The sequence below is a fragment of the Streptomyces xanthii genome (genome assembly GCF_014621695.1).
GTDB classification, from domain to species: Bacteria; Actinomycetota; Actinomycetes; order Streptomycetales; family Streptomycetaceae; genus Streptomyces; species Streptomyces xanthii.
On sequence record NZ_CP061281.1, the window covers coordinates 1,596,887 to 1,609,283 of the forward strand.

Annotated in this window: 8 protein-coding genes; 3 read left to right on the forward strand and 5 right to left on the reverse strand. The window is 73.8% G+C overall.

Features of this window, described 5'->3' with window-relative positions:
- Positions 1-26: 26 nt before the first annotated feature.
- Together IAG42_RS07345 and IAG42_RS07350 are read right to left on the reverse strand one after the other, a co-directional pair.
- Positions 27-1,439, reverse strand: coding sequence for a protein phosphatase 2C domain-containing protein (locus IAG42_RS07345; RefSeq protein ID WP_188336219.1), 1,413 nt, complete (start codon positions 1,437-1,439; stop codon positions 27-29).
- Between the two features lie 147 nt (positions 1,440-1,586).
- Positions 1,587-5,333, reverse strand: coding sequence for a S8 family peptidase (locus tag IAG42_RS07350; protein ID WP_188336220.1), 3,747 nt, complete (start codon positions 5,331-5,333; stop codon positions 1,587-1,589).
- Between the two features lie 197 nt (positions 5,334-5,530).
- Here IAG42_RS07350 and IAG42_RS07355 point away from each other — a divergent pair, with 197 nt between their 5' ends.
- The 3 genes from IAG42_RS07355 to IAG42_RS07365 all read left to right on the forward strand — a co-directional run bounded on the left by IAG42_RS07355 (position 5,531) and on the right by IAG42_RS07365 (position 9,567).
- Positions 5,531-6,511: a helix-turn-helix transcriptional regulator gene (locus IAG42_RS07355; protein ID WP_188336221.1), complete on the forward strand. Its 981-nt coding sequence runs from the start codon at positions 5,531-5,533 to the stop codon at positions 6,509-6,511.
- Positions 6,512-6,601: 90 nt separating this feature from the next.
- Entirely contained in the window at positions 6,602-7,084 is a 483-nt protein-coding gene (locus IAG42_RS07360) for a DUF456 domain-containing protein (protein WP_188336222.1), read from the forward strand.
- Positions 7,085-7,236: 152 nt separating this feature from the next.
- The gene (locus IAG42_RS07365; RefSeq protein WP_188336223.1) at positions 7,237-9,567 is read left to right on the forward strand and encodes a glycosyl hydrolase family 95 catalytic domain-containing protein; all 2,331 of its coding nucleotides are present in this window, start codon (positions 7,237-7,239) and stop codon (positions 9,565-9,567) included.
- Positions 9,568-9,580: 13 nt separating this feature from the next.
- Here IAG42_RS07365 and IAG42_RS07370 read toward each other — a convergent pair whose 3' ends face one another.
- From IAG42_RS07370 to IAG42_RS07380, 3 genes are all read right to left on the reverse strand, one after another.
- Complete coding sequence (locus tag IAG42_RS07370) at positions 9,581-10,222, reverse strand: YceI family protein (RefSeq protein WP_188336224.1); 642 nt, start codon at positions 10,220-10,222, stop codon at positions 9,581-9,583.
- 179 nt (positions 10,223-10,401) lie between these two features.
- The gene (locus tag IAG42_RS07375; RefSeq protein WP_188336225.1) at positions 10,402-10,905 is read right to left on the reverse strand and encodes a methylated-DNA--[protein]-cysteine S-methyltransferase; all 504 of its coding nucleotides are present in this window, start codon (positions 10,903-10,905) and stop codon (positions 10,402-10,404) included.
- Complete coding sequence (locus IAG42_RS07380; RefSeq protein WP_223205892.1) at positions 10,898-12,316, reverse strand: DNA-3-methyladenine glycosylase 2 family protein; 1,419 nt, start codon at positions 12,314-12,316, stop codon at positions 10,898-10,900. Before IAG42_RS07380 ends, IAG42_RS07375 begins: the two co-directional genes overlap by 8 nt.
- Positions 12,317-12,397 lie beyond the last annotated feature (81 nt).

The following is a 12,397-nucleotide window of genomic DNA, read 5'->3' on the forward strand; positions in this document are numbered from 1 at the left end:
ACACGGGGCGCCGTCCCGCCTCCCGGTCACGCCTCCCAGACGGCCGCGGCGGTGCGGTCGTCGGCGTATCCCTTCACCCGGACCTGGGTGTCGGCGAGGAACGCGGTGAGGCCCGGCGGCTCGTCGTGCGCCCAGCGGCCCGCGAGATGGCGGGCCAGTCCGGGCTCGCCGCGCAGCGGTTCGGCGAGGCCGGCGGAGCACAGCAGCAGGGTGTCACCCGGTCGGGCGACGGAGGCGCGGAACAGGAAGGGGTCGCGGGGCGGCTCGGGGGCCGGTTCGTAGGGGCTGGGCGGGGTGGTGATGCCGAGGTCCATGGTGAGCCGGTCGCCCTCGGGGGTCGCTTCCGGGGGCGCCGCCCCGAACCCGACGACGGGGGCGCCGGTGCGCTGTTCGGCGACGCTCGGCTCGATGTCCTGCCAGTCGCCGTCGCGCAGCCGGAACAGGCCGCCGCCGCCCACCCCGAAGAAGACGCGGGTGCGGCAGCGGGGGTCGGCGGGGACGAGCAGGCAGCGCAGGGTCGCGGAGTACGCGTCGGGGTCCAGGCCCTGCTCGGCGGCGCCGGCCCGCAGCCTGCCGAGGCTGCGGTCGGTGAGCCGGTGCAGACCCGACTTGAGGTCGCCGCGGCGTCCGGTGCGGATGTCGTCGGCGAGCCGGGCGTGGCTGAGCCCGACGGCCCGCCCGATCCAGTCGACGGCCTCGGCGGCGGCGCGGTGCGCGCCCGGGGCGGCGCGGGTGCCGGTGGCCATGGCGACGAGGATCAGCGCCCCGGCCCCGCTGCCGAACCGCGCGGTGAGCAGGCTGTCCCGTCTCGGCTCGCCCCGGTAGCGGGCGGAGTCCCCGCGCACGGAGACGGCCCGCAGGGTGCAGGTCCCGTAGCGGGCGCCGTCGAGCACGGTGTCGGCGACGAGGTCGTCGAGGTCCTCGGGGTCGGCGGCGGGCAGCGCGGTGGGCTCGGCGTCGTAGGTGGGCGGGCCGTCCCCGACGTAGGCGATCGGGGCGGGGTCGGGTGCGGGTGCGACGGGGTCGGGTGCGGCGGGCTCGGGCTCGACGGCGACGGGCCGGGGTTCGACGGCGACGGGCTCGGGCTCGACCGCGACGGGCCCGGTTTCGGGCTCGCGTTCGGGTTCGGCGGCAGGCGCTTCCGCCGCCGCCTCGGCCGCCTGCGCCGCCTCCGTCACGGCACGGGGCGGCGGGACCGGGCCGGGCACGAAGGTGCGGACTCCGAAGCCGCCCGCTTCGGGGACGCGCTCCTCCGGCTCCCCGGTCTCGCCCGGCGGCGACTTCGAGAGCGCGCCGGCCGAGGCGAAGCGGTCGTCGAGGGTGTCGGCCGCCGGGGTGGGGCCGGTGTCGTCGGCGGCGCGCTCGTTCTCGTACAACTGCCCCCACCAGTCGTCCTCCTGGAGCGGTCGACCGGTGGGCCTGTCCCCCTGCTGACTCATGCCCTTATTGTCCACAGCACGGGGCGTACGAAAACGGGGCATCAGGAAATTCGGGCACGAAAATGGTCCGCCGGGCGGCCCCACCCCCCACGGGAGGGACGCCCGGCGGACCGGTTCAGGTGACGCGTCGAACCTTCGAGCGGCGTGCTAGCGCACGTCGTAGGCGCGGTTGACGGTCTGGGTGACCGCGTTGCCCTTCGCGTCGGTCAGGGCGACCTTCAGCGTGACCTGCTTGCCCGTGGCGCCGGTGTGGTCCACGGTCGCGGTCCAGGCGCCGTCCTTGCGCGCCGTCGTCGCCTCCGTCCAGGTCTGCCCGTCGTCGTACGAGTAGGAGACGGCGGCCTTCGTGAGCTCGCCCGGCGTGTAGCCGGTGTGGCCGGTGACCGAGAGGCCGATCCGCTGACCGTCCTGCGCGGGAAGCGTCTTCAGGCCGTCCTCGGGGAGCGTGAGGTGCGGGAAGAGGAGCGGGATGCCCTGCGAGTAGACGTTCTCGTCGAGGTGGGAACGGAAGGACCAGGTGGTCGTGGTCTGCGCGGACCGCTTCCAGACCCCGCTGTTGTCCAGCTTCATCGTGTTCAGGGTCATCTCGTACGCGGCGTCCTCGGACGGCACCTCGAAGACCCCGGACGGCCACGCGCTCTGCCCGATCAGCTTGCCGTCGGCCTTGAGCGTCATGCTGCCCAGGTCGCCGAACGAGCCCTGCATGCCGAAGTGTTCGCCGTCGCCCCAGAAGCCGGGCGCGACCCCGATCAGGTCGCCCTGGCGTTCGGCGGCGAGCACCTGCTTCCCGGCGCCGTCGAGCGGGGTGGTCGGGGCGACGACCCCGCCGTACCACTCCTCGGTGCGCCGCTCGCCCTTCTTGTAGGTGCGCACCGGGTCGACCATGAACTCGCCCCAGGGGAAGCTGCTGGACACCATGTGGCCGTAGCCGGTGGTGCCGCCGGAGTACAGCTCGGTGCGGGTGAACGGGGCGGGCACGGTGGCGAACTCGCCGAAGCTCGCGGTCAGTCCGCTCGGGCGGACCATCGAGGGCAGGTCGACGTAGTCGGCGGTGGTGCCCATGCCGCGGTAGGTCGCCCGGTTCGTGGCGAGGTCGCGGTCGCGGACCCGGTAGACGCGGTCGGTGCGGACCTGGCTCTCGGGGAAGGCCAGCGTGTACACGTACGGGCTCTTGGCGGTCGCCTTCCAGCGCAGGGTGGCCTCTCCGGCGGCGACGCGCGCGGCGAGGTCCGTGCCCTCGGCGGTCTCCAGGGCGAGGACCGGGAGCGGTCCGCCGACGAAGCCGACGCTCGGGTACCAGCGGCCGGCCGCCTCGCGGTAGAGGACGAGCCCCTTGACGCCGGCCTTGGCGGCGGTCCGCGCGAGGGTGCTCACGGAGCCTCCCTCGGGCAGCTTGACGAGCGCCAACTCACCCTTGGCCGCGGCGAGTTCCTCGGCCGTTCCGCTCTTTCCGTCGACGATGCGGGCGGAGTCCTCGCCGTCGAGGTTCATGGAGTTGGTGGAGCCGGTCGTCGGGTGCAGCACGGGGCCGCCCTCGACGGCGAGTTCGGTGATCTGGGGCGCGGCGGCGCGCCAGAAGCTGTCGAACTCGAAGGTGCCGTCCTGGGCGCGGCCGCGCACGTCGGCGTAGTAGGCGTTCAGGCCGCGGCCGCCCTGGACGGTGGCCGCGTGCAGCCAGGTGTCCCAGGTGCGGGCGAACCCGAGGGTGGCGCCGCGCACTTCGGTGGGCCGTTCGGTGCGGATGCCGAGCCGGTGGGCCTCGCGGGCGTCGAGGACGACGGTGGTGTCCTTGGTGATGTCCAGCTGCGGGCGGCCGAGGAAGGTCGCGGAGTCGGCGGCGGTGCCGGTCGCGGTGGGCGTCTCGACGAAGCTCGACAGGAAGTAGGCGCCGGGGCGGATCCGGTAGGTCTGCTCGGTGGCGCCGTCGTTGAAGCGGCGTTCGCCGGACGCGTCGTCGGTGCCGATGAGGTCGACGGAGGTGCTGCCGGCGGCGGGTTCGCCGCGCCGGTCGAGGATCTTGACCTTCAGGGTGACGGTCTCGGGCTCCACGTACAGCGCGAACGGTGTGCTGATGTGTGTCCCGCCGGGGCCGGTGGCGAGGACGCGGCCGGTGACGTCGCCGTACTGGGCGGCCTTGAGCGCGGCGCCCGGGTCGAGGGTCAGCGGGACCTTGACGGTGTCGCCCGCGGGGACGGTGACGGTGCGGTCGCCGAGCCTGGCGATCCGGCTGCGGACGGCGGAGCCGTCGTTGCCCGTGACGCGGTCGACGGACAGCTTCAACTGCACCGGCTTGTCGGTGGTGTTGGTGTACGGCACCGTGACGTCGGTGCGGTCGGCGTCGCTCTGCGGCCAGGTGAAGGTGCCGCCCTGGACGGCGTCCGTGCCGATGACCTTCTGGTCGATGGCGGCCTTCACGTCGAGGCGTCCGCCGCCGGTCTCCCGGACGTCGCCGGGGATGCCGGACTTCGCGGAGGAGACGAGCGCCTCCTTGATCTGCCGTGCGCTCCAGTCGGGGTGGCGCTGCTTGACGACGGCGGCGGCGCCCGCGACGTGCGGGGTGGCCATCGACGTACCGCTCATGGACTGGTACGCGTACACGCCCCGGCCGCCCGCGGCGGCTGCGGAGATGGCGACGCCGGGGGCGGCGATCTCCGGCTTCAGGGTGTGGGTGCGCCGCACGGGGCTGCGGCTGGAGAAGTCGGCGGTGGAGTCGTCGCGGTCGACGGCGCCGACGGTGAGGACCTCGGGGACGCAGCCGGGCGAGGACACGGTGTTGTTGCCCGGGCCGGAGTTGCCCGCGGCGATGACGAAGAGGGTGTCCTTCGCGGACCGGGCGAGTTCCTGTGTGGCCTGCGCCATGGGGTCGGAGCAGTCGAGCTCGGACGGGTTGCCGAGGCTCATCGAGACGACGTCGGCCTTCTGGTCGACGGCCCACTGCATGCCGGCGATGATCCAGGAGGTGGCGCCCTCGCCGTAGTCGTTGAGGACCTTGCCGTGCAGGAGGGACGTGCCGGGGGCGACGCCCTTCTTCTTTCCGTCGCTCGCGGCGCCGGAGCCGCCGACGGTGGACGTGGTGTGGGTGCCGTGACCGTGGTGGTCGTCGGTGTCGGCGGAGTCGGTGAAGTTCTTCGACTCGGCGATCCGGCCCTTGAGGTCGGGATGTTCCGCGTCGACGCCGGTGTCGAGGACGGCGACCTTGGTGCCCTTGCCGTCGTATCCGGCGGCCCAGGCCTGGTCGGCGTTCACCTGCTTGGTCGACCGGTCGAGCAGGGCCTCGACCTTGGCGTCGAGCCACAGCTTCTCAAGATCGCCGGTGCTGCGGGACTTCGGGTTCGTGAGGTCGGCCCAGAAGGCGGCGGCCTTCTTCTTGTCGGCCTTGAGGGCGACGCCGTCGACCGGTTCGAGGACCTGGCCGCGTTCGGCGCCGCGCGGGGTGGCGGGCACGGCGCGCCGCACGTCGACCGACCGGTCGTAGGTGGCGATCAGCGGCAGCGTCTCGCTGTGCGCGTCGTCGTAGCCCTGCCGGATCAGGCCGGTGACGTTGAAGAGCTCCTCGTCGACGCGTCCGGCGGCGAGCGCCTCGACGGCGCCGCCCGGGTACACGTAGAGGTTCTTGCCGGACTGCCGGGTCTGGAGCAGCGGGGTGCTGCCGGCGTCGGCGGGCAGGGCCGTGGCGGTGGTGGTGCCGTCGGCCGCGGTGGTGACCTGGACGCGGTCGCCGGTGACCAGGGTGACGGTGGCGGTCGTGCCCTTGCCGGCAGCGGCCGGGCTGCCGGTCAGGGGCCGTCCGCCGTCCGGGGCCGCCCCCTCCGCGGCCCCGGACGGAACGGCCGCCGTGACGGCCAGGACCACGGCGGTCGCCGTGCCCAGGACCCCACGCGATATCGGACGCATCGCTCGCTCTCCCCACATGAATGCGCAGGTGAATACGGGGCAAACCGCGTATTCCCGGCGGGTGTTGATGCTGCGGTGGCATGACCTTGGCAGAGTCGTCGCCGGTACAGGGGAAGATGGGCGCGGCGGGTTTGTGCCGTGGCTCTTTCCCGCCACGGGGGTGACGGAACGGACAGCCGGGGAGGGGCGTCACACGGATGTTGGGTGCGATAGGTCTGGACGAGGTGCACGAGTCGGCGTACCGCGCGCTGGTGGCGGTGGGCGCGGCCGAGGTGCCGGACCTGGCGCGGCGGCTCGCCCTCGCGGAGTACGACACGGAGCGGGCGCTGCGCCGGCTCGAGCGGCACGGGCTCGCCGCCCAGTCCTCGGGGCGGCCCGGCCGGTGGGTGGCGGCGCCGCCCGGGGTCGCCCTCGGTGCGCTGCTCACCCAGCGCCGGCACGAGCTGGACAAGGCCGAGCTGGCGGCGGCGATGCTCGCCGAGGAGTTCCGGGCGCAGGACGCGCAGCCCGCGGTGCACGACCTGGTCGAGGTGGTCACGGGGGCGGCGGCGGTCTCGCAGCGCTTCCTGCAGATCCAGCTGGGCGCGGCCGAGGAGGTGTGCGCGCTCGTGACCGGGAACCCCATCGCGGTCTCCGGGATGGAGAACGAGGCGGAGCCGCAGGCCGTCAGCCGGGGCGTGCGCTACCGGGTGGTGGTCGAGCGGGGGGTGCTCTCGCTGCCGATGGGCCTGACCGAGCTGTCCGCGGCGATCGGCCGGGACGAGGAGGTACGGGTCGTGGACCGGGTGCCGACGAAGCTGGTGATCGCCGACGGGGCGCTCGCCCTGGTGCCGCTGACCTCGCAGACCTCGGAGCCGGCCGCGCTGGTGGTGCACGCGAGCGGGCTCCTCGAATCGCTGAGCGGCCTCTTCGAGGCGGTGTGGCGCCAGGCGCTGCCGCTGCGGCTCGGCGCGAGCGGCGCCGTGACGGAGGAGGGCCCCGACGGCCCCGACGACGCGGACCTGGAGATCCTCTCCCTCCTCCTCGCCGGCCTCACCGACGCGAGCGTGGCCAAACAACTGGACCTGGGGCTGCGCACGGTCCAGCGCCGCGTGAAGCGCCTGATGGAACTGGCAGGCGTGACGACCCGGCTGCAGCTGGGGTGGCACGCGTACGAGCGGGGCTGGGTGTCCCGCTGACCGCCTCCGGCGGGGGCGGGACGACGGACGAGGGCTTCGGCCGGGGCCTTCTAGATCGCCGGGGGAGCTTGATCATGGCAACCTGACCTCATGGGAGCGTGGGAACTCCTGCTGGTCGGAGCCGTGATGGCGCTCGGCGTGTGCGGAGTGCTGGTGCCAGGTGTGCCCGGCTCGTGGCTGGTGTGGGCCGCGGTGGCCGTATGGGCGCTGCGGGACCAGAGCGGGCTCGCCTGGGGCGTCCTGGTCGGCGCCACGGCGGTGCTGCTCGCCTCCCAGGTGCTGCGCTGGCAGTTGCCGCCGCGCCGGCTGCGGCAGGCGGGCGCCACCCGCAGACTCTCGGTCTGGATGGGTCTCGGGGCGCTGGTCGGCTTCTGTGTGATCCCGGTGATCGGCGCGATCCCGGGGTTCATCGGCGGGATCTACGTCTCGGAGCGGCTGCGGCTCGGCGGGCACGGGGACGCGAAGGCGTCGACGCGGACGGCCATGCGGGCCGGGGGCTCCAGCGTGCTGGCCGAACTGTTCGCGTGCCTGCTGATCGTGGCGGCCTGGCTCGGCGCGGTCATCTGGGGCTGAGCCGGGCGGGAGCGACAGGAGCGGGCGGGCGCCTTGCCTCCTCGTCATCCATCGGATCCATCGGATCTATCCCTGCGTATTGACGCACTCACGCCCCATCTCTACCTTGCGGCAGTGGACAGCTCCGATGAATTCGGCCGCCAGGAGGCGTCATGCCCAGACCGTCCCGCCGCACCGTGCTCGCCACCGGATCCGCGTTGGGCGGTGCGGCACTCGTCGCAGGGGCGGGCGCCCTGCCCGCCCAGGCGTCCCCGGCCGGAGCGGGCACCCCGGACTCCGTGACCGCGGACCCCGACGCCTGGCGCACCGTCCTGGACGACGCCGACCTCGTCTGGCGGCGGATGCCGAAGACCTGGTACGAGGGCCCGTACCTCGGCAACGGCTTCCTGGGCAGCGGCGTCTACCAGGAGCCCGGCAAGAACGCCGTACGGTTCAACGTCCAGCACTCCGAGGTGCAGGACCACCGCCCCGAGTTCGGCTCCCTCTTCGGCCTGGCCCGCCTCCCGATCGGCCACTTCACCCTGGAGCCCGCCGGCACGATCACCGGCCTCGACTGGCGGCTCGGCCTGCGCGACGCCGAGCTGACCGGCACCCTCACCACCGACAGGGGCACCCTGCGCCTGCGCGCCCACGTCCACACCAGCCGCTCCGTGCTCGCCGTGGAGGTCGTCCCGAGCGAGGGCGAGCGCGGCTTCCGCTGGGTCTTCCACCCGGCCGACGCGAAGAGCCCCCGCACCGCGTTCCAGCCGACCCCCGCCGGCTACCAGGGCAATCCGCCCGCACAGGTCTCCACGTACGAGGACGGTACGGAGGCCGCCGTGCAGTCGCTGCTGTCCGGCGGCGAGCACGTCACGGCCTGGCGGGAGGTCACTCAGGGTGAGCGCCGCACCCTGTACGCCGGCGTCCGCCACTCGTTCCCGTCGGCGACGGCCCGCGACCGCGCCCTGGCGGACGTACGGGCCGCCGCGCAGCTCCCGTACGACACCCTGGCCGCTCCGCACCGAGCCTGGTGGCGCGCGTACTACCGCAAGAGCTTCCTGTCGGTGCCGGACGCGCGGATCCAGCGCTTCTACTGGATCCAGCTGTACAAGACGGCGTCGGCGGCCCGCCGTGACGCCCCGGTCATGGCGACCTGCGGGCCCTGGCTGGAGCCGACACCGTGGCCCGCGACCTGGTGGAACCTGAACGTGCAGCTGGAGTACTGGCTGATCCACGGCTCGAACCACCTGGAGCTCGACGCGGTGACCCGCGCGCTCGGCGAGTTCCGCGAGAACCTGACCGCCGAGATGGCGCCCGCCTACCGCGCCGACTCCCTCGGCGTCCCCCGCACGACCGACGCCCGGCTCGTCAACGGCGGCGCAACCAGCAACGCGCAGGGCTACGGAGTCGGCGTCCCCGGCCAGGACCCGCCCACCCCCGAGGTCGGCAACCTCACCTGGGCGCTGCACAACGTGTGGCTCAGCTACCGCCACACCATGGACGAGGCGATCCTGCGCGACGTCCTGTACCCGCTGCTGCGCAAGGCCGTGAACTACTACCTGCACTTCCTGGAGCCGGGCGCGGACGGCAGGCTGCACCTGCCGGCGACCTACTCCCCCGAGTACGGCGGCAACACCCGCGACTGCAACTACGACCTGATGCTGCTGAGCTGGGGCTGCCGCACGCTCCTCGAAGCGGTGGAGACCCTCGGGATCGACGACGCGCTGGCACCGCGCTGGCGCGAGGTGCTCGCGAAGCGGGTCCCGTACCCGACGGACGCGAACGGCTTCATGATCGGCGCCGACATCCCCTTCGCGAAGTCGCACCGCCACTACTCGCACCTGCTCGCCGTGTACCCGCTGTACGAGCTGACGGGCGCCGCGGCCGACGAGCGGGCCCTGATCGAGAAGTCCCTCGCGCACTGGGTCGGCTTCGAGGGCGCCCTCCAGGGCTACACGTTCACGGGCGCCGCGTCGATGTCGGCGCTGCTCGGCAAGGGCGACGACGCGCTGAAGTACCTGGGGCAGCTGATGAGCCGCTTCATCCAGGCGAACACCATGTACAAGGAGACGGGCCCGGTGATCGAGACGCCGCTGTCCGCCGCCCAGTCCCTGCACGACATGGTGTGCCAGTCCTGGGGCGGCACGATCCGCGTCTTCCCGGCGCTGCCCGCCGCCTGGACGGACCTGACCGTGCACGGCTTCCGCACCCAGGGCGCCTTCCTGCTGAGCGCGGTCCGCGAGCGGGGCGTCACCCGCTGGGTGCGGCTGGTCAGCGAGGCGGGCGCGCCGTGCGTGGTGCGGCACGGCATCGCGGGCCCGGTCGAGGTCCGCGACGGCGCGGGCCGGCCGCTGCCCCACGAGGACGCGGGCGACGGCGCGATCCGGATCCGGCTCCCGAAGGGCGCCTCCGCGCTGGTGACGGCGGCGGGCGACCGGCCGGACCTGACGGTCGCCCCCGTCGCGCCCAACGCGCCGGCCCCGCGCTGGGGCCTGCCCGCGTGACTCCGGCGTCCGGCTACCGCTCCGGCTGGGGCGCGCGGATCGCCGAGATGTCGAACTGGAGGCGGACCTTCTCGCTCACCATCGTGCCGCCCGCCTCCAGGCGCTGGTTGTAGACCAGGCCCCAGTCGGTGCGGTCGATGGTGGTGGTCCCGTCGAACCCGGCCCGTTCGATGCCGAACGGGTCGAGGACGGAGCCGAGATAGTCGAGCTGCAGATCGACGGGGCGGGTGACGTCGCGGATGGTGAGATCGCCCCGCATGAGGAAGGTCTCGCCACCGTTGTGCACCGTGGAGGTGCTGCGGAAGGACATCTCCGGGAAGCGGCGGGCGTCGAAGAAGTCGGTGCCCGCGATGTGCGCGTCGCGCTGCTCGACGCCCGTGTCGACACTGGCGACCCGGATGACGAGCTCGGCGCGCGACTCCTCGGGGCGGGCCCCGTCGAAGTACATGCTGCTGTCGTAGTCCGCGAACGCGCCGCGCACCGTGGTCACCATGGCGTGCCGGACGGAGAACCCGATGCGGCTGTGCGGGCGGTCGATGACCCAGTTCCCGGTCAGCCTGCGCAGCGAGGGATCGAGGTCGAGCGTGGCGACGCCGCCACCGGCCGGCGTGTCCGGTTCGAGCGTCTCGGTCCGACGACGGCTGAAGATACCCATGAGCGCGAGGCCCCCTTCGGAATTGGTCACTCCGTGTTATCACGCGGGGCCGCGGGGGCTCTCAGCGAGATGGGCGCCCTCGTCCGGCTTCCATCCCCTCGCCTGCAAAGATGCACAGAACCACCATGAGTGTGGATGTACGGCGGGGTGGCCGCCCCTCACTCATGGTGATCCCGCGCTCAGATGCCGCCCTCCAGGGTCAGCAGCTGGACCTTCCGTTCGAGGCCGCCCGCGTACCCGGTGAGGGAACCGTCGGCGCCGATGACGCGATGGCAGGGCCGCAGGACGAGCAGCGGGTTCGCGCCGACCGCGCCGCCGACCGCGCGGACGGCGGCGCGCGAGGCGCCGATCCGGGCGGCGACCTCGCCGTAGGTGGTGGTGGCGCCGTACGGCACGTCGTCGAGCGCGTCCCACACCCTGCGCCGGAACTCGGTCCCCTCGGGCCTCAACTCCAGCCGGAACTCCTTGAGTTCACCGGCGAAGTAGGCCGCCAGCTGCCGCCCCGCCTCCGCGAACCGCGTCTGGTCGCGCACCCACCCCTCCCCCACGCTCCGCCCGCCCTTCTGCCCGGGCACCGACAGCGAGGTCAGCGCCCCGCCGGCGTCCCCGGTGAGCAGCAGCTCCCCGAGCGGACTCGGAAAGGTCGCGTAGTACACGGTCGGCTGCGCGTTCTGGTCACTCACGATGCTTCCCACTTTCTTTCCACGAGCTTTCTACGAGAAGGTGCTGACGGGCGTAGGAACGCCACGGCCGCCAGGCGTCGCCCCCGGCCGGACCGACCGGATCGCCCGGCACGGTCACGTCGGGGTCGCCGAGGGCGCGCATCCTGATCAGGGCGACCGTGCGGGCGTCGATGCCGGGCAGGGTGCGCAGCACGTCCTCGGCGTCGTCGCGGTCGGCCCCGGGGTCCAGGCGCAGGGTCCCGTCGGCGAGCACGCGGGCGAGGGCGCCGAGTGTGCCGCCCTCGCCGACCAGCTCGTCCGGCGCCGGGAAGACGCGGTCGAGCCCGCCGCAGGGCGCGTCGAGCCGTTTCCCGTACCGCTCGACGAGCCGCGCCGCCTCCTGCGGCCCGACGACGGCCCGCACGGCGCACTCCTCGGCGTCGGCGGCCCCGGGCGAGCGCAGGCCGGGCCGGGCGGCGACCAGCGGGGCGAGCCCCGGGTCGGCGCCGAGCCGCTCGTCGATCGCGTACGGGTCGGCGTCGAGGTCGAACAGGCGGCGCAGGCGTCCGACGGCGGTCGTCAGGTCACGCAGGTCGGTGAGGTGGATGCGGGCGTCGAGCCAGCCGCCGCGGTGCTCGGCGAGGGTGCCGGACTGTTCGTGGGCGGCCTCGTCGACGGACACGATGCCGGTGCCGTACGGCAGCCGCAGCGTGCGCCGGAACACACGCGTCCCGGGCTCCCCCGTCAACTCCTCGATCCCGTCGACGCGTTCACGGGCGAGGTGGTCGAAGACCGGCCCGGCGCGGTAGGGGCCGCGGTGGGCGAGCCGGAGGGGGATCCCGGCGACCCCGGCGACGGCGCGGCCGCGCTCGGGGGCGTCGGCGCGCAGCTCGGTCGGGGTGCGGGCGTAGACCTCGCGGATGGTGTCGTTGAACTGCCGCACGCTCGCGAACCCGGCGGCGAACGCGATCTCGGTGACCGGCAGCGGGGTCGTCTGGAGCAGGAGGCGGGCCGTGTGGGCGCGCTGGGCGCGGGCGAGGGCGACCGGGCCTGCGCCCAGTTCGGCGGTCAGCTGGCGCTGGACCTGCCGCGCGCTGTAGCCGAGCCGGCCGGCGAGCCCGCCGACGCCCTCCCGGTCCACGACCCCGTCGCCGATCAGGCGCATCGCGCGCCCGACGACGTCGGCCCGTACGTTCCAGGCCGCCGACCCGGGCACGGCGTCCGGCCGGCACCGGCGGCAGGCCCGGAAACCCGAGCTCTGGGCGGCGGCGGCCGTGGCGTAGTAGCGCACGTTCTGGCGCTTCGGGGTGACGGCGGGGCAGCTGGGCCGGCAGTAGATCCCGGTGGTCCGCACGGCGAAGAAGAACTCACCGTCGAACCGGGCGTCGCGGCTGCGGACTGCTTCGTAGCGGGTGTCTTCTTCAGTACCCATGCGTCCCATTTTGCCGGGCCCTCCGGGGTGGGGCTGGCGGAAATCGGACACGGGGGTGGGGCTCGCGGTCTCGTCGCGGGC